Below are 18,422 nucleotides of genomic sequence, written 5' to 3' on the forward strand. Positions count from 1 at the left end.
GGGCGTCAGCCGCGTCCCGACGGATCACCCGTGGCTGAACCCGCCGGCCGCCTCGACAGCTTCGACACGTTCGGCGAGCTCCGGGTGGGCTCGAATCGTTACCGGGTCGCCCGCATCGGCGACCTCGCGCCCTCTCGGATGCCGTACACCATCCGCGTCCTGCTCGAGAACCTGCTGCGCAACGAGGACGGCCACCGCGTGACGCGCGACCAGGTGGAGGCCGTGCTCGCGTGGGGTTCCGAGCACGCGTTCTCCGTCGCCGTCGACATCCACCCGGCCCGCGTCTTCATGCACGACACCAACGGTGTGCCGAGCATCGCCGACATCGCGGCCATGCGCGACGCGATGCACGAGATCGGCGGTGCTGCCACGTCGGTGAACCCGCAGATTCCCGTCGAGCTCGTGGTCGATCACTCGGTGATCGCGGACGTCTTCGGCTCGCCGGACGCCTTCGAGCGCAACGTCGAGATCGAGTACGAACGCAATGCCGAGCGCTACCGGTTCCTGCGCTGGGGCCAGACCTCACTACGCAACTTCGACGTGGTGCCTCCGGGCAAGGGGATCATGCACCAGGTCAACTTGGAGCACCTCGCGCGCGTCGTCGTGGCCGACCAGGGCTGGGCGTATCCCGACATCTGCGTGGGCACGGACTCCCACACCACGATGGTGAACGGGATCGGGGTCCTGGGCTGGGGCATCGGCGGGATCGACGCCGAGGCGGCCATGCTCGGTGAGTCCGTCAACATGCTGCTGCCACGGGTCGTCGGGGTCCGGCTCACCGGCGCTCTCCCGGACGGAGCCACAGCGACCGATCTCGTGCTGACGATCACCGAGTTGCTGCGTGCGCACGGGGTGGTGGGCAAGTTCGTCGAGTTCTACGGGGAGGGAGTCCGGTGGCTGTCCGTTCCCGACCGGGCGACGATCGCGAACATGAGCCCGGAGTTCGGCTCGACGTGCGCGTACTTCCCGATCGACGAGGAGACGATCCGGTACCTGCGCTTCACCGGACGCACGGCGGAGCGGGTGGCGCTCGCCGAGGCGTACGCGCAGGCTCAAGGGCTGTGGCACCGGCCTGACGTCGTGGCCGACTACTCGGAGACCGTCGAGCTCGACCTGACGGACGTGCGGCCGTCGCTCGCCGGACCGTCCCGCCCGCAGGACAGGGTTGCGCTGGCCGAGGCCCCGTCGCGATTCCGCGGGGCGCTCGCCGAGGCGTCGCCGGTGGCGGACCCGGCGATGGCCGTCCCGGCGATCCTGGACGGGTCCGAGCACAAGCTGCGTCACGGCATCGTGGGGATCGCGGCGATCACGTCGTGCACGAACACCTCGAACCCGTCGGTGATGGTCACCGCCGCCTTGCTCGCGCGCAACGCGGCGCAGCGCGGGCTCCGGAGCAAGCCGTGGGTCAAGACGACGCTGTCACCCGGATCGCGGGTGGTGACCGACTACCTGGATGCCGCCGGACTCACGCCGTTCCTCGATCAGCTGGGATTCCATCTCACGGGCTACGGCTGCATGACGTGCATCGGTGCGTCCGGCCCGCTCGTCCCGCAGGTGCAGGACGCGGCGAGGACCGACGGGCTCACGGTGGTCTCGGTGCTGTCCGGCAACCGGAACTTCGCCGGACGGATCAACCCCGACGTGCGGATGAACTACCTCGCGTCGCCCCCACTCGTCGTCGCGTACGCGCTCGCGGGCACGATGGAGACCGATCTGGCGGCCGATCCGCTCGGCCACGCACCGGACGGGACCCCGGTGTTCCTGAGCGACGTGTGGCCCTCGTCGAGCGAGGTCGCCGAGGTCATGGACACGGTGATCGCGCCCGGGATGTTCACCGCCGCGTATGCGGGGATCTTCACCGGTGACGCTCGCTGGGAGAACCTGGGCCAGGTCACGAGCGATCGGTTCGGCTGGGATCCAGGCAGCGACTACCTGCGGCGCCCGCCCTACTTCGAGGGGATGTCGGCCGAGCCCGAGCCGGTTGCGGACGTCGTGGACGCGCGGGTCCTGGTGATGCTCGGCGATTCGATCACGACCGACCACATCTCACCGGCCGGGGCGATTCCCGTCGACTCCCCCGCGGGCCGCTACCTCGCCGAGCGCGGGGTGGACCGGTTCGGCTTCAACACCTACGCCTCGCGGCGGGGAAACCACGACGTGATGATGCGCGGCACGTTCGCCAACGTCCGGTTGCGCAACGAGCTCGTACCGGGTGTGGAGGGCGGGTTCACGCGAAGCTTCGCGGAAGACGGCCGGGTGCGTCCGGTCTATGACGCCGCCATGGCCTACCGCGAGGCCGGCATCCCCCTCGTGATCGTGGGCGGTGCGCAGTACGGGAGCGGTTCGTCGCGGGACTGGGCGGCGAAGGGACCGGCGCTGCTGGGCGTTCGCGCTGTTCTGGCCGAGTCCTTCGAGCGGATCCATCGCTCGAACCTGATCGGGATGGGTGTGCTGCCCCTTCAGTTCCGTCCGGGCGAGAGCGCGCGGCGGCTGGGGCTCACCGGGCATGAGGTGATCGAGATCCGGGGAGTCGCAGGCCTGGCAACGGCGACGACGGCGCGGGTGCGAGCGGACGACCGGGAGTTCGACGCGATCGTTCGTCTCGACACCGAGCGCGAACGCGAGATCTACCACAACGGCGGAGTCATGAAACTCGTTCTGCGACGACTCCAGAAAGCGGACAACGGCTCGTGACGAATACGGCGAGCGGCCGGGATCGACCCGATCCCGACCGCCCCGACCGGCACGTCATCGTGGTGGCCTCGTGGTTATAACCTCAGTTTCGTGCGCGCTCCATCGCGGCGAGAAACATGTCGAGCCCGATGTTGCGGCCACACAGCACGACCGCCACCTTCTTGCCGCGGTATTGCGAGGCTTTCTGAAGAAGTCCGGCGACCGCGACGCCGGCCGAGCCTTCGATCATCCACCGCTCGCTCTCGGCCACAATGCGCATCCCCCGCGCGATTTCCGCCTCGCTGACGGTCAGCGTGTCGTCGATCACTTCCTGACAGACGGGGAAAGTGACAGAACCCGGCTCCACCGCGCCGGCCGAGCCGTCGGAGAGGGTGTCGTACTCCGGCGTCTCGATGATGCGGCCGGCATTCAGCGAGTCGAGCATGCAGGTCGATGCCTTCGGCCACACGCCGACCACGCGGGTGGCGGGGCTGAGCGCCTTGAGCGCGGTGCCCGTGCCGCCGATGAGCCCGCCCCCTCCGACACACATGAACACCGCGTCGAGATCGGGTGCCTGCTCGGCCAGCTCGACACCCACGGTGCCCTGCCCGGCCATCGTGTCGAGATCGTTGTACGGGGCGACATAGGGCTTTCCTTGCAGCTCAGACTGCCGTCGTGCCTCGATCTCCGAGTCGAGCGGGGATCCTTCCATCACGACGAGCTTCGCACCCAGCGCCTCGATCGCGGCCATCTTCGACCTCGCTGCCGTGTTGCTGACGTAGACCGTGACGTCGACGCCTGACAGCGCACCGGCCCGGGCAACCCCGAGCCCGTGGTTGCCGGTGGACGCGGTGATCACACCCGACCGCTTCGCGTCGGCACCGAGCGTACGGATCTTGTTCGCGGAGCCGCGGACCTTGAACGAGCCCGTGGGCATCAGATGCTCCGCTTTCAGCCAGACGTCGCATCCCGCCTCGCGGGAGAGAAGCTTGCTGTGTTCGAGCGGTGTCACGGGAACGTCGGGCCGAATACCCTGGTGCGCATCCATTATTCTCTCGAACAGAGTGACCACGCTCGAACTCCTCGGAATGAAGGAACGTAAATGTGTCGCGCGGGCCCGGCCCGCTCGTGAATCGATGTGCCGCCGGCCCTCGTCATCGCTCTCGCGGTACGGTGCGCCGCGAGGCTGTTGGTCTCGCCTCCACGATGTTATATCGTATGGCCTTCTTCCGGAAGGCGCGGCCCGAGAACGGCGTAAACAGCGGCGCTGAACAGCCGGACTCGAAACCACGAAGGAAGCAGCATCATGACCACCGAGACGGCTGTCCCGGACGAACCGGCAACCGATGTGTTCACCGAGCCCCCACCGATTCTCTCCCCCGACAGCCTCCGGAACGTGCTGCACGACCACTGGCACCTGGCCGGCCCGGACCTGCGTCCGCTCGACAGCGAACGCGACCTCAACGTCCTCGTCGACAGCCGGTTCGTCCTCAAGGTCTCCAACCCCGCCGAGCGGTCCGACGTGATCGACATGGAGGTCCGCGCGCTCGCGCACGTCCATGCCTCGGATCCCGGGCTGCCGGTTCCGGCCACGGTCGCCGCGCGGTCCGGCGCGCCCGTCGTGCACCTGGCCGACGACACCGGCCGCGACTGCCTGGCCCGGCTGATCACGCTCCTGCCCGGGAGCCCGCTCGAAGGCCGGCCCATCGACACCGCACTCGCCGAGCAGGTCGGCGCCGTCGCGGGCCGTGTCTCCGTCGCGCTGCAGGGCTTCTTCCACCCGGCGGCGGGACGGGCCCTGATGTGGGACATCAGGCGGATGCCGGCGGTGCTGGCCGGTTCGGGCATCGGAGCAGGCCCGTTGCAGCACCTCGCCGCCCGGGTCACACCGGCCTTGAATGCAACCGGCGCCCTTCCGTCCGGCATCCAGCACGGCGACGTCACCCTCACCAACGTGCTCGCCGACTCGGGCACGGTCACCGCCGTGATCGACTTCGGCGACATGCACCACACCGGTGCCGCCTGCGACCTCGCCGCCACCCTGGCGTCGGTGCTGCGCACGACGGGCGACGCCGGCACGGAGACGATCTGGCGCCTCACCGACGCCGTGCTCCGTGGCTACCAACGTCATCGCGCCCTGCTGCCGGCCGAGGTGTCCCTGCTCGGCGAACTCGTCATCGCCCGCTTGGTGACGACGCTGGCGGTGTCGGCGACCAGGCGCGGACCTCACGAGGACAACCATCGCTACATCACCCAGTACGACCGTGGCAGCGAGCGCGTCCTGGAGGTGCTCGGTGAGCTCGGTCCGGAGCAGCTCGCCCACCGGATGGAGCGCCTGGCCGGCACCCGCGACCTCGCGTCCGCCATACCCGGCAGCAGCCTTCCGGGCCGCCGGGCCGAGGCGATGGGCGGCGGGCTGTCGCCCCTCTTCTACCGGCAACCGCTCGAGCTCGTCCGTGGTGAGGGGCCCTGGCTCTTCTCCCCCGGCGGCACGCGATACCTGGATGCGTACAACAACGTCGCCGTCGTCGGGCACGCGCATCCCGCGGTCACCAACGCGATCGGCCGGCAGCTGACCCTGCTGAACACCCACTCGCGCTACCTCCATGCCGGCGTGGTCGACCTCGCCGAGCGGGTGCTGGCCACGATGCCTGCCGAGCTGGACACCTGCCTGTTCACCACGTCCGGCACCGAAGCCAACGAGCTCGCCTGGCGGCTGGCCACCGAGTACACGGGCGCCACGGCGGCCGTCATCGCGGAGCACGCCTACCACGGATCGTCGAAGTGGATGGCCGACCTGAGCTCGAACGAGTGGCCGCCCGGCTACCGGCCGCACCACGTCGCCACGTTCCCGGCGCCGCACGGTCCCGCGGCCGAGCTGACCAGGGCCGCCGCGGCACAGCGCATCGAGCGGACGGCGGAGGCGCTGCGCTCCGCGGGTGACCGCCCGGCACTCGTGCTGGCCGACTCGCAGTTCACCTCCGAAGGCATCCTCGACGTGCCCGCCGACTTCGCCGCGGGCCTCGTCGACGGCGCTCACGCCGTCGGCGCCCTGTACCTCGCGGACGAAGTCCAGTCGGGGTACGGGCGCAGCGGCCCGCTGCTGTGGCGCTTCGCGCTCGCCGGCATCACGCCGGACATCGTGACGCTCGGCAAGCCGATGGGCGCCGGTTATCCCATCGGCGCGGTCGTCACGCGGCGCGAGATCGCCGACGCCCTTGCCCGGAAGTACGAGTACTTCTCCACCTTCGCCGCCACAGCGGCCGCAGCCGCCGCCGGCCACGCCGTCCTCGACGTCCTGCACCTGACCGGCCTGCCCGAGCAGGCGGTGGAGGTCGGCAACCAGCTGCGCCGGCGGCTCCGCGAGCTCGCCGCCGACGAGCCGTTGCTCGGCGACGTTCGCGGAATCGGCCTGCTCGCCGGCATCGACATCCGCGCCGACGGCGAGACGACCTCCAGAGCCCTGACCCGTTCCCTGCTCGACCGGCTCGTCGCACACGGCGTGCTCGCGGGCTCGACGGGCCCGCGCGGCGATGTGCTGAAGGTGCGCCCGCCGTTGGTCTGGGAGCCCGCCCACGTCGATGTGTTCATCGACGGGCTCCACCGAGCGCTGTCGGACCTGCGGGCCGGGAGAACGTGAGAGCCGCGCGGTAGGGGCGCGCCCCGGCGTCCCTACCGCCGGATCCCCCGCACAGGCGGAAGCTCGGTCGGGCCCGAGTTGACGTTGACCTCGTGCCCAACCGTGACGCCATCCGCGTCGAAGCGGAGCATGAGCTGGTCGATGAACGGCGATTCGAGGAAATGCCACGTCAGGCACAGGGTGTCGGCCATGGCACCGTCCTCACCCGGAACCGACCATTGCGCACCGGCCACGATGGCGGCGAGGGTGTCCTGGTAGGAGTGGTGGAGCCGCCAGACGCTCACGCCGGTGCATTGCCGAGTCCACTGCCCGATTCCGTGCTCGATCGTGTGCCGGCCACGGTCGTCCTCGAGAACGAGCAGCACGGCGTCGGCTCGCACCTCGACCGACAGGCAACGCAGGCCGTGCTCGTTGGGCTCGAAGTCGTAGGTCTCCCGGAACCCGACCCGGTGCGCCGAGGACCGCAACGGCTCCGGTTCGCGAGCACGTCGAACCCAGTGGCTGACCGCCTCGGCCTCTGCGGCGTCGACGATCGGATCCCGCATCGTCTCGTCGAAGGCGTCCCGGAACGTTTCCCGGAGCATCTCCGGGAGGTCGTGGTAGGTGCCCTCACCCATCGCGCCCGTCACGACCACGACCCCGCCCTGGTCGGGGAAGACCATGCACTCCTGCCCGAAGATGCCGGAGGCGTTGTAGATGCGGTCCTCCGTCGTCCAGAACTGGTAGCCATAGCCGGAGTCGGCAACAGCGTCCGCGGGCGGCCGGACGAGCTCCGTGCCGTTCCAGTCGCCGCTGACAGCGCGCCGCACGTGCAGCGCGCAGGCTTTCTGCGGCCAGCCGCCCGGCAGGATCCGCTTTCCCTCCCACACACCGTCCTGGAGGTAGAGCACGCCGAAGGACAACAGGTCCCGCGGTCGCAGCGACAGGCCGTTGCCGCCGCTGGCGACCCCCTCCGGGTCTCGCTCCCAGTCGAAGTCGACGATGCCCAGCGGTTCGAACAACCGCGGCCGCAGATACTCGTCGACGGGTTGACCGGATACCTCCTGCACGATCGCGGACAGGACGTGGCTCGTCGAACTGCTGTACATGAAGGTGCGGCCCGGCAGTTCGACCACCGGCTCCTCGAGGAACTCCTCGACCCACCCGGTCCGCCGCAGCCGGGTCGTCGCACCGGACAGCCCGCGGCCGTGGCCGGTCTGCATCGTCAACAGGTCACGAACCCGCATCCGGAGCAGGTTCTCACTGAGCACCGCCGGAAGCCGGCCATCGAAGAAGGTCACGACCGGATCGTCGAGCCCGAGCAGGCCCTCGGCCTCGGCGAAACCGACAGCAGAGGCGGTGAAGCTCTTGGTCGCCGAATGCAGCTTGTGCTTGAGGTCCGGGTCGTGCGGCCACTGCCACAGATCCAGCACTGTCCGCCCCTGCCAATGGACGAGCAGCGAGTGCAGGCGCATTCCCCGCTTCGCCAGATCCTGCAGGAGCGCGTGCACGGGCCGCATCCCCATGGTCGCCAGGTCTTCCGCCATGGTCACCGTTTCGTCGTGGGCAGGCCGGAGCCGGCCGGTGTGGTCTGCGTGCTGGATCACCGCCGGCTCAACAGATCCGCCATGAACTCCTGGACCACGGGGATGACCTCGCTGCCCTTGTGAGCGATACCGGGAACGACATCGAAGCGCACCTCGATACCGTTGGCCTCGAAGTTGGCACGCAACGTCTCGAGCCGCTCGATCCGGGTGCCGCCGGTCTTCTCGACGCCGTCCATCCAGTTCGGCCCACCGGGGTTGTTGATCTCCCAGGTCTCGACGTCGTCGCCGCCGACGATCATCTGCACCGGCACCCGTCGCAGTGCGTCCATGTCGATCGCGATCCCGAAGCGCTCCTCGAAGCCTCCGGTACCGAGCCACCAGGGCAGCGAGTCGTCGAGCTGCGTGATCCGGCCCGGGGCACCGATCGAGACGGCGGCCAGCCGGTCGGGATGGGCGTAGAAGAAGCGGTGCGCGAACTGCCCGCCACCGGAGAATCCGTGCAGGTAGAAGGTCTCGGTTTCGGTGTTGAACCCCTCGCCGACCTCGTCGACGATGTGCAGCAGTTCCTCGTCGAACCGGATGCCCTTGTACTCGAGGAACTTGAAGCTGTGCAGCTCCCGTGGCTCCACCAGCCCGGCGGGGAACAGCGGTGTGAGGATGACGCAGCGGTGCTCGATCGCGAAGTTCTTCCACCGGTCGCGGTAGAGCTCCGCGGACCGTCCGGTGCCGTGCTGGATGACGACGAGCGGCAACGGAGCCGCGTCCGGGGTGTGATCCTTCGGCACGTACAAGGCGTAGAAAAGGCGCTGGTCGTGTCGCGATGCGAAGAACGGCGTCCCGCCGATGAAGTTGGCGCCCTCTGAATCGGGTTCCGGGGTGGACATTGCGTGTACTCCTCTTGTGCTCCGGCCGGTCGTGGTCAACTCGGCGAAGGCGATACGGATCGCCGTCAGAAGGCGGTCAGGACATGGTGGAAGTGTTCGACCTCCGGCAACCCGGCGATCGAGTCGCTGACGAGCCCACGCCACCGCTCGACGTCGGCCGATCCGCGGAATCCCGCGGTGTGGTCGCTGATCGATTCCCAGCCGACGACGAGCCGGTACTCCCGTGGGTTCTCCTGCGAGCGCTCCAGCACGAACGTGCGCGCACCCTTCGCGCGCTGGAAGAGCGGGGCGGCCTCGGCGATCGCCGCCTCGAACGCATCTTCCCGGCCCGGGAGCACCGTGATCCGCGCGGTCTCACGCACGATGCGCACGGATCCGTCCGGCCCTCCCGGGTGCTCCTCGTCGATCCGGGAATGCTCCCCCGACTCGACGAGCGTCCTGGTCGCGTCCACGGAGGCATACGTCCAGAAGATCTTCATGGGCTCGGAATCGGAAGCGTTCTCGAAATGGTGGGGAATGTTGGCCGGCACGAAGGTCGTGTCGAAGACGTGCAGCGGCGTCCGCACCCCGTCGATGTCGACGACGGCGTCGCCCTGCAGGACGATCACGGATTCGGCGACGTTGTGGAGGTGATGGCCGATCACGGCGCCGGGCGCGAAACTCGTGATGCCGTTCAGGAAGCTCGTCGCACCCCGGGCAGTCGTCACCAGCGGCACCGTGCGCGCACCCGCTCCGCGGTCCGTGGCGGGAAGTTGATCGGGACGCAGGATCGACGCCTGCTGGTTGATGCCGGGGACAGGCAGAGACGACACACCCGCTCCTTTCATGGGTGGTGATCGGCGGAGAACGACGTCAGTTCCCGCTCGCGGCCACTGCGCCGGCGCTGGTCAGCCTCGCCACCACATGGGCCGCGAACTCGGCCGTGCCGAGGTGTCCGCCCAGGTCACGGGTGCGGGATCCGGGCTCTGCGAGCACGGTCTCCACGGCCGACTCGATGCCGGCCGCCGCCGCGACCAGCGCCTCGTTGCGGTCACGCCGGCCGCGCCAGTCGAGCAACATCGCCGCGGAGAGGATGAGCGACGTCGGGTTGGCGATTCCCCGGCCCGCGATGTCCGGCGCGGAGCCGTGCTGTGCCTGGGCGACCCCGACGTCGTCGCCCGCGTTGAGCGAGCCGCCGAGGCCGAGGCTGCCCGAGAGCTCGGCCGCTTCGTCCGAGAGGATGTCGCCGAACATGTTGGTGGTGACGATCACGTCGAACGCGTCCGGCCGCCGGATCAGCGCGGCCGCGGCTGCGTCGACGATCAGCTCCTCGAGTTCGACATCGGGGAACGCCTCCGCGACCTTGCGCACCTCACGGAGGAACAGGCCGTCGGAGAGCTTGAGCACGTTGGCCTTGTGCACCGCCGTCACTTTCCGGCGACGCCGGCGGGCGAGCTCGAACGCCGCGCGGGCCACTCGTTCACAGCCCCGGGCGCTGATCTTCCTGATGCTGAACGCATTGTCGGGATCCGGCATGAACTCGCCGCTTCCCGCGTACATGTTCCGGTCGGAGTAGAAGCCCTCCGTGTTCTCCCGGACCAGGACGAGGTCCATCGGGGCGCGCAGGACGGTCAGATCCGCCCTCGACCGGCACGGGCGGATGTTCGCGAACAGATCGAACCGGACGCGAAGCTCGGCGGACGGGTTGATGCCGCCTTCGTGCCGCGGCGGGTAGTCGTAGTGCGACACCGGACCGAGAATCACTCCCCCGACCTCGGGTATCCGGTCCAGCACGGCTTGCGGAAGCGTCGTGCCCTCCCGGTCCAGGCCGGCGAAGCCGATGTCGGCGGTCTCGAGATCGAGGCCGAGACCGTAGGCTGCGTCGGCCGCTTCGAGCACGTCCACGGTCGGACCGACGATCTCCGGCCCGATACCGTCCCCGGGCAGTACGAGTACTTTCATCGTGGCGATCAGATCTCTTTTCGAATTGTCGTCACCGCGAGCCGGCGAAAGCGGCCCGCAGTTCGGCGACCCGCTCGGGTTTCCAGTTCGGCCCCGGCGCGGAGGAGAGCAGCATCTCCGTATAAGGGTGCTCTGGCCGGCGCAACACGTCTGCTGTGGTGCCGCGTTCCACGGCCTCTCCTTTGTACATCACCAAAATCTCGCTCGTCACTTCACCGACCACAGCGAGGTCGTGCGTGACGAACACAATGCTGACGCCTGTCTCGGCGCGGATCTCGTTCAGCAGTCTCAGGATCTGCGCCTGAACGGAAACGTCCAATGCGGACACCGCCTCGTCGAGCACGAGCACGGCCGGGTTCACCGCGAGTGCCTTCGCGATGGCGACCCGCTGGCGCTGCCCACCACTGAGCTGGTGAGGGCGCGACGCAAGCTGCTGCTCGGAGAGCCCCACGAAGTCGATCAGCTCGGCGATCCGAGCGCGCACGATCTCCGTGGCCGGCTCGGGCAGGTGCCTGCGCAGGACGTCGCGCAACGCCCCCTCGACACTCAGCCTGCGGTCCAGCGAACCGTAGGGATCCTGGAAGACCATCTGGACGTCCTTGGCCCGGCGCAGCCTCGCCGACCTGCCGCGCTCCTTCCGTTCCCTGGCCCGTCCGTCGATCACGATCGTGCCCTCGTCGGGACGGGTGAGACCCACCAGCATGCGGGCGACCGTGGTCTTGCCGGAGCCGGACTCGCCGACCAGCCCGAGCGCCTCGCCCTTGCGCAGCCCGAAGCTCACGTCCTTCACCGCGACCACGCGGGCCGCCCCGCGCCGTCCCGGAAAGGTCTTGGTCAGGCCGCTGACCTGCACAGCATCGTTCAGCACGTCGTTCATGCCGGCGCCTCCGCGGGTGCGGCGGACTCTCGCTCGGGGAGCCGGGGAACGGCGTCGGCCAGTGCCTTCGTGTACGGGTTGGCCGGGTTCACGAAGATCGTGCCGGCGGGCTGGTGGTCCACTACGGAACCGTCCTTCATGACGTAGACGCGGTCGCAGTAGGCGGCGGCGAGCTGCAGGTCGTGGGTGATGAACAGGACTCCCATGTGCCGCTCCCGCTGGAGCCGCCGCAGCAGCGCGAGCACCTCCGCCTGCGTCGTCACGTCGAGCGCGCTCGTCGCCTCGTCCGCGAGCAAGAGGCGCGGCTCGATGCTCAGTGCCGCGGCGATCACCACCCGCTGCAGCATCCCGCCGGAGAGCTGGTGCGGGTACGCCCGCAGCACACGGTCCGTGTCGTCGAGCCCGACCTCGGCGAACAGCGACGCGATCCGCTCGCGTGCCGTCGCCTTGGCCATACCGTGCACCTGGACGAGCCGTTCGGTGGCCGAGTCGCCGATGCGGCGCACCGGGTTGAGGGTCGCTCGCGGCTCCTGGAAGATCATGGCGGCCAGCTCCGACCGGACCTTCCGCACCGCCGCACGGTCGTCCGCCACCATCCCGTGCCCGCAGACCGTCACGGTGCCCGACAGGGACGCGCGGTCGGGCGTCAGGCGCAGCGCCGCTCTCGCCGTGGTCGACTTGCCGGAGCCGGACTCACCGACGAGCCCCACCGTCTCGCCATCGGCGACGTCGAGGGACACGCCGCGCAGGATCTCCCGGGAGCCCACGGGAGTGGGCACCGACAGGTGGAGATCTTCGATCGCCAACAACATGCGCGTCACGTCCTCACGGCGAGCTTGTCGGAGAGGCGCACCCCGACGACGTTGGTCGCGACGACCACGATCGCGATCGTGAGGCCCGGGATGATGGCGGGTCCGAAGAAGCCCTGAATCACGCCGGCCCGGCCCTCCTGCACCATCAGGCCCCATTCGGAGCTGGGCGGCTGCGCGCCGAACCCGAGGAAGTTGAGCGCGGCCAGGCTCATCAGCCCCTCCCCGAACAACACCACGAGGTAGCCGACCAGCGTGGGCAACAGGTTCGGCAGCACGTACCTGCCGAGCAGTTGGACGCCGCCGACCCCCTGCAGCCGGTACGCGTCGACGTACGGCCTGGCGAGCTCCTCGAGGGCAATCGCCCTGGTGAACTTGGCGATCACGGGCGCGAAGGCCAGACCCATTCCGATGATCGCCGTGGCCGGCCCGCGATCGAACACCGCGATGATGAGCACCACGAACAGCAATCCCGGAAAGGCGAACATGACATCGGTGACGCGGGCGAGCACCGTGTCGACCCAGCCACGCCGCCACGCGGCGACCACCCCGATGAGCACGCCCAGCACCGTGGCGAACGCCAGCAGGGCGATCGCTCCGAGCAGGCTCGGCCGCGCACCGTGGATCACCCTGGACAGGATGTCCCTGCCGAGCTGGTCGGCGCCGAGCCAGTGCGCCGGGCCGGGAGGCGCCCAGATGGCGGCGAAGTCGGTGGCATCGGGCTCGTACGGCGCCACGAGCGGGGCGAACACCGCCGCGACGACGGCGACGCCCAGGATGGCGACGCAGATCCGAAAGGGCCATCGCGAGCCACGCCGCCGAATCCCGGCCGCGGCCTTCGAGTGCGAGCGGAGGCCATCGATCGTCACGATCGGTCACTCCTTATCAAGGTGCGCGGGTCGAGGAGTGGGTAGAGCAGATCGACCAGGATCGTGACCACCATGTACGCGAGCACCATGTAGAGCAGAACCGCCTGTACCACAGCGAAATCGTGGGTATTGATGGATTCGACGAGCAGGCTGCCGATCCCGTTGAGGCCGAACACGCTCTCGATCACGGTGGTTCCGGCGAGCATTCCGGCGACGGTCAGCCCGCACATGGTGATCACGGGACCGAGCGAGTTGCGCAGGATGTGGCGGGACACGATCAGCCGCGTACCGAGCCCGTAGCTGCGGGCCGCTTCGACGTGGTCCAGCGCCTGCTGTTCCACCATGGTCTGCCTGGTCACGCGGCTGATGAGTGCGAGCGACCCGAGGGCGAGCGCGATCGCGGGCAGCGTCAGGTGGTACAGCGTGTCGGCGAAGCCTGCACCGTCACCCGCCACCGGGAACCAGCGCAGCTGCACCGCGAACACCGACACGAGCACGAGCGCCACCACGAAGTTGGGGACGGAGTTCACGAACGTGGTGGCGCTCGTGATGAGCGAGTCCAGCGGACCGCCCCTGCCGAGCGCCGAGGCGACGCCGAGCGCGACGCCGATGACGACGAACAGCACCGTGGCCATGGCCACGAGCGTCAGCGTCACCGGTAGCCGCGACGCCAGCAGGTCCGAGACCGGCTGCTGGTAGAAGAAGGACGTTCCCAGGTCACCGTGGAGTACGCCCTGCGCCCACGAGGCGTATTGCCCCACCAGCGGCTGATCCAGGTGGTACTCCGCGCGCACCGCCGCGATCCGCTCCGGTGTGATGTTCTCGGGGTTGCCGATCAGGAACGTCACCGGATCGCCCGGCGCGGCATAGATGCCTGCGTAGATGATGAACGAGCTGAGGGCCAGGGTGAGGACCATGGCCCCGAGCCGCCGCAAGAGCGCCGACGCCACGCCTAGTTGCCCTTCGCTCCGAGGTCGGCCGCCCAGGGGTAGTTCCGGAACGCGCCGGACGCAGGAACGCCGGTCACCTCGCTCGCGAGCACGACCGTGGTCGGGCTCTGCACCACGGAGAGCCACGGCATCGACTCGGCCCACCGCTGCGCGAGATCGACGGACAGGTCGGCCCGTTTCGCGTCGTCCAGCTCGGCCCGTGCCTGCTTCACGAGGGCGTCGTACTCCGGGTCCTTGAGCACCCATTGGACGGTCGAGTCGGAGGCACCGTTCTTGTAGAAACCGACCGGGTCGTTCTTCGAGATGAAGTAGTCATCGGTGAACAGGTCGGCCTGCTGACGGAACTGCGCGTCGCTGTAGTAGTCGCCGTACTGCTGGGGCGGGATCTGGATGATCCTGGCGTCGAGACCGATCTTCTTCGCTGCGTCAACGATCGCATTCGCGATCACGTCACGCACCGTTGTGCCGTCGCTCGCGACAACGATCTGCTGCTTGTCGGTGACCTCGGCGACGAGCTTCTTCGCCGCCTCGATGTTCTGTTCGGTCGGCTTGGCCGGCGCGCCCGCGGCCAGCTTCTCCGACGCCGCGCGGAACTTCTCGGCCTCGTAGCCCCACGCGCCGGGACCGACCGGCTCGGCGGCCGGTACCCCGAGGCCCGCCAGCGCGGACCGTGAGACGCCGTCCCGGTCGAGCGCGAGCGCGAGTGCCTTGCGCAGCCGCGCGTCGGCGAGGCCGCCCCGTTCGGTGACCATCGAGTTCCACACCCGGGTGTCCGGGCCCTGGCTGACCGTCGTGCTGGGCCCAGCGGCCAGCGGAGCCGCGGACGAGATGTTCTCCAGGTACGCGCCGTCCGCCTCGCCGGTGAGCAGTGAGTTGACGACGGCATCGTCATCGGCCCACCGGATCGTGAGCTCGCCGGTCTTCGACACGCGGTCCTTGTTCCAGTAGTCCGCGAACTTGGTCAGGACGATCTGGCGTCCCGACTCCCACGCCTTCACCTCCAGTGGCCCGGTGCATGCGTCGTCACCGCTGGGGGTACCGAAGGCGTCGCCCTGCGCCTCCACGGCCTTGCGCTCGAAGACGACCCCGCCCGTGCCGGCCAGGGCCTTCAGGAACACCGCGTCGGGCTGCGTCATCGTGACCGTGACCTCGTTGGGCCCGGTCTCCTGGATGGCGCTCACGTTCACGAACTCGTCGGACTCGTTGGCGCCGTCGGCGGCGTGCCGCTGCATGCTCCACGCCACGTCGGCGGCAGTCATGACGTTGCCGCTGTGGAAGTGAACGCCCTGGCGGATGGTGAAGACCAGCGTGTTCGGGGTCGTCCACTCGTACTTCTCGGCGAGCCCCGGCTCGATCGTCAGATCCGGCTGAGACTGCACCAGGCGCTCGCACACGTTGCCCATGACGGTGTCGGTGGTGGCACCGGCGGCGTCGTTGTCCTGGTCGAGGGTGGCCGGCTCCTTGGGCATGAACCACGTCGCCTTGTCGAGCGGGCCGGAGGCAGCGGGGGTGCTGTCGACCAGCTTCACGTTCTCCTTCACCTGGGACGGCGAAACGCCCGCGCCGCCGCAACCGGCGAGAAGCGCGAGCGTCGTGCACCCGAGCGCACCGGCGGCGAGCCGGCGGGAATGGCGGTGTCTTGTCATGGCAGGTCGTACCTCGTTGTCTTCCTCGTTGCCATTCGTGCGGGGGTTGTTGCGATCGCCGACCTGCCCTTCGTGCGAGCACGAAGGGCAGGAGTTCGTCGTCGTTCCCGCTGGGATTGCTCCCCTAGGCCGACCGGCGTCGGCGCGGAAACAGAACGTCGTCCAGTGGTGAGACCACGCGTGAGGTCGGCACCGGCACCGATCTCTGTGCCATGTCGGGCGATATCCTCTCGCCGCCGGACGCCCGCCAGGTGACGGTAGTGTGTCCTACAAGTTGCGATGTCCGTAGTGGAAACTACGGCGATCGTAGCCACAACGAGAAGAAAATCAACCTCCACTTTGACAACCACTCCGCCTGACGACGATCCCCTGCGGGAGCGAGTCACGAGCAAGATGGGCGACCTGCCTCCCGCCGAGCAGCGGGTCGCCGAGTACCTGCGGGATCACGGACAGGAGATCATCTTCGCGACGGCGGAGGAGATCGGCGCGGCCACCGGCACCAGCGACGCCACCGTCATCCGCACGGCGAAGGCTCTGGGCTACTCCGGGCTGCCCGAGCTCAAGCGGGAAGCCGGTCGCCAAGCGATCGGCAAGACCAGACCCTCGGCACGGCTGAGGAGCCGGATCGACAAGGCGGGCCAGGAAACCACGTCCCTGCTGGACCACGTGTTCACCGAAGCCACCGAACGACTGCTCGAGACCCGCAGGCTGATCGAGGAAGACGACTTCGTCGCGGCCGTCGACCTGCTCACGGGAGCCCGGGAGGTCGTCAGCTTCGGCCTCGGCCCGTCGGAGATGAGCGCGCAGTACCTGACCCTCCGCCTTCGCCGGCTCGGCAGGCAGGCCCGGCAGATCACCGCCACGGGGTTCCTGCTGGCCGACGACCTGCTGGGCATCCAGCAGTCCGATGTCGTGGTCCTCTACGTGCCCGGCCGCTTGATCAACGACGTCTTCGTGCTGCTCGATCACGCACAAGCGGTGGGCGCCTCCGTGATGCTGTTCTCCGACTCACTGCTGCCGGTCCTGGCCGATCGAGTCTCACTGACCTTGACCGCCGTGCATTCCGGATCCGGCCTCACCGGCGAGGCGCTCAGCGCGCTCCTGCTCACCGACTGCCTGGCGCTCGCCGTCGCCGCGCGGGATCGCGATCGATCCACGAACACGTCCGAGCTGCTCAACTCACTGCGTTCCACCCTGACGCAATCCGAACCGCGCAAGCGGCCGGCACGCCGTCCGCGGCGCGCAGCGAAGGACACCGCACCGTGACGAGCCTGGCGTCCCGGTGAAGCGAGTGGCGACTTCGTCGTAGCAGCTACTACTTCTGTTGCACTCTTCGTAGTATCAGCTACCTTGCCTCCACTCGAACTTCTGAGGAGGCAAGCGGTGCTGTCCCAGGTGTTGACGCAACTCGCGGCGGCCGATCCGAACCCGACGCCGGCGCCGTGGCGGGTCATCACGATGGTCGTCTACTTCGTCGGCCTGTTCGGGACGTTCGGCGGGAGCCTCGCGTACGTGCTGGTGGTCGGTCCCGTACTGGCTCGCCCCTCCGTGGCCCCGGCCGACCGCGACGTCCTGCGTCGCCGGGCCGCGCTGACGCTGGCCGCGATCGGCACGTGGTTCCTGATCGGGCTCTACCTGCAGCTCGCCGGGAAAGCAGCCAGGGTCAAGGGCGAGGAGATCCCGTTCTCCGAAGCGGTGCTCCCGCCGAAGCTCCTCGCCTATCTGATGAAGCCCGCCCAGCCCGGCGAGTGGATGTCGATCGGCGCTCAGACCACGGTCCAGTACGCAACATGGGCCGTGTCGGCCGCACTCCTCATCCTTCTCTGGAGCAGTCGCCTGCATCCGCGCACCGGCCGGGTGGCGGGCGCAGCATACGTCGTCGCCTTCCTCGCGTACGCCGTCACGTGGCTGCCCACCGATCCCACAGCGGAGACATTCGACAGTGTCCTCGACGGCGTGATGAACCACGTGCACGTGCTCGCGGTATCCACGTGGGTCGGCGGGATCGCGACGCTCGCACTTCTGGCCGCGGTCCACCGCCGCCTCACCCCGCACGCCGGAGTCGTATGGGGACAGATCTGGTCGCGGTACAGCGTCGTCGCGCTGACAGCGGTGGGCTGCATGGTGGTCAGCGGGTCATGGCTGGCGTGGAAGTACGTCGGCAGCATCGGCGACCTTGTCACCACCGAGTTCGGACGACTCCTACTGGTGAAGGTCTCCTTGGTATCCACCATGGTCGCAATCGGCGGAGTGAACGAGTTTCTCCTGATGCCGCGGATCGCCAGAGCCCGGGCCGCCGGTGCGGACGACTCGGTGTTCCGACTCGCCGTGCGCGTGTTCCCGAGGCTCGTCGCCGTGGAATCGATCCTCGGCGTCGGCGTGCTGTTCGTGCTCGCATTCCTCACCGGGTCGGCCAGGGCCGAGACCGGCTCCGAGACACCTGTCGTCGACGGCGGCGTGATCACCGTCGGGCTCGTCCTGATCGCCGCGGTCGCGATCTCCCTCGTCACCACGGCCAAGATCTCCGATCGGCTCATCGGCGGACCCACGGCTGCGACTACGGCCGACCTCGCGGGGAGCTGAGCGGGCCACCCTCCGGTGCACGCC

Annotated in this window: 14 protein-coding genes; 4 read left to right on the plus strand and 10 right to left on the minus strand. The window is 68.9% G+C overall.

The window, feature by feature from the left end:
- Positions 1 to 30: 30 nt before the first annotated feature.
- Entirely contained in the window at positions 31 to 2,694 is a 2,664-nt protein-coding gene (acnA, locus tag MMF94_RS36020; RefSeq protein ID WP_277398898.1) for an aconitate hydratase AcnA, read from the plus strand.
- 82 nt (positions 2,695 to 2,776) lie between these two features.
- On the opposite strand, the gene MMF94_RS36025 is transcribed toward acnA, so the two are convergent.
- Positions 2,777 to 3,745, minus strand: coding sequence for a threonine/serine dehydratase (locus MMF94_RS36025; protein WP_241041948.1), 969 nt, complete (start codon positions 3,743 to 3,745; stop codon positions 2,777 to 2,779).
- A gap of 234 nt (positions 3,746 to 3,979) precedes the next feature.
- On the opposite strand from MMF94_RS36025, the gene MMF94_RS36030 reads away from it, so the two are divergent.
- Positions 3,980 to 6,313 carry an aminotransferase class III-fold pyridoxal phosphate-dependent enzyme gene (locus tag MMF94_RS36030; RefSeq protein ID WP_241041949.1) on the plus strand — a complete coding sequence of 778 codons (2,334 nt, stop codon included), beginning with the start codon at positions 3,980 to 3,982 and terminating at the stop codon, positions 6,311 to 6,313.
- Between the two features lie 32 nt (positions 6,314 to 6,345).
- Here the strand turns inward: MMF94_RS36030 and MMF94_RS36035 are convergent, their stop codons facing one another.
- From MMF94_RS36035 to MMF94_RS36075, 9 genes are all read right to left on the minus strand, one after another.
- Positions 6,346 to 7,899, minus strand: a complete 1,554-nt coding sequence (locus MMF94_RS36035) for a serine hydrolase domain-containing protein (RefSeq protein ID WP_241041950.1) — start codon at positions 7,897 to 7,899, stop codon at positions 6,346 to 6,348.
- Entirely contained in the window at positions 7,896 to 8,723 is an 828-nt protein-coding gene (locus MMF94_RS36040) for an alpha/beta hydrolase family protein (RefSeq protein WP_241041951.1), read from the minus strand. The genes MMF94_RS36035 and MMF94_RS36040 overlap by 4 nt, the downstream gene beginning before the upstream one ends.
- Positions 8,724 to 8,788: 65 nt before the next feature.
- Entirely contained in the window at positions 8,789 to 9,535 is a 747-nt protein-coding gene (locus MMF94_RS36045) for a cupin domain-containing protein (RefSeq protein WP_241041952.1), read from the minus strand.
- Positions 9,536 to 9,575: 40 nt separating this feature from the next.
- Positions 9,576 to 10,664: an isocitrate/isopropylmalate dehydrogenase family protein gene (locus MMF94_RS36050; RefSeq protein WP_241041953.1), complete on the minus strand. Its 1,089-nt coding sequence runs from the start codon at positions 10,662 to 10,664 to the stop codon at positions 9,576 to 9,578.
- A gap of 31 nt (positions 10,665 to 10,695) precedes the next feature.
- The gene (locus tag MMF94_RS36055) at positions 10,696 to 11,541 is read right to left on the minus strand and encodes an ABC transporter ATP-binding protein (protein WP_241041954.1); all 846 of its coding nucleotides are present in this window, start codon (positions 11,539 to 11,541) and stop codon (positions 10,696 to 10,698) included.
- A complete protein-coding gene (locus MMF94_RS36060) occupies positions 11,538 to 12,353 on the minus strand; it encodes an ABC transporter ATP-binding protein (protein WP_241041955.1) in 816 nt (271 codons plus the stop codon). The genes MMF94_RS36055 and MMF94_RS36060 overlap by 4 nt, the downstream gene beginning before the upstream one ends.
- Positions 12,354 to 12,358: 5 nt before the next feature.
- A complete protein-coding gene (locus MMF94_RS36065; protein WP_241041956.1) occupies positions 12,359 to 13,219 on the minus strand; it encodes an ABC transporter permease in 861 nt (286 codons plus the stop codon).
- Entirely contained in the window at positions 13,216 to 14,169 is a 954-nt protein-coding gene (locus MMF94_RS36070; protein WP_241041957.1) for an ABC transporter permease, read from the minus strand. The genes MMF94_RS36065 and MMF94_RS36070 overlap by 4 nt, the downstream gene beginning before the upstream one ends.
- 2 nt (positions 14,170 to 14,171) lie before the next feature.
- The gene (locus MMF94_RS36075; RefSeq protein WP_241041958.1) at positions 14,172 to 15,815 is read right to left on the minus strand and encodes an ABC transporter substrate-binding protein; all 1,644 of its coding nucleotides are present in this window, start codon (positions 15,813 to 15,815) and stop codon (positions 14,172 to 14,174) included.
- A 339-nt stretch (positions 15,816 to 16,154) separates the two neighbouring features.
- Between MMF94_RS36075 and MMF94_RS36080 the strand changes: the two genes are divergently transcribed.
- On the plus strand, positions 16,155 to 17,081 hold the full coding sequence (locus MMF94_RS36080; protein WP_277398899.1) for a MurR/RpiR family transcriptional regulator: 927 nt from the start codon (positions 16,155 to 16,157) through the stop codon (positions 17,079 to 17,081).
- Positions 17,082 to 17,198: 117 nt separating this feature from the next.
- Positions 17,199 to 18,398: a copper resistance D family protein gene (locus MMF94_RS36085; protein ID WP_241041960.1), complete on the plus strand. Its 1,200-nt coding sequence runs from the start codon at positions 17,199 to 17,201 to the stop codon at positions 18,396 to 18,398.
- The last annotated feature ends 24 nt before the right edge of the window (positions 18,399 to 18,422 follow it).

The organism is Pseudonocardia alaniniphila, from assembly GCF_022524485.1.
In the GTDB taxonomy this organism is placed as follows: domain Bacteria; phylum Actinomycetota; class Actinomycetes; order Mycobacteriales; family Pseudonocardiaceae; genus Pseudonocardia; species Pseudonocardia alaniniphila.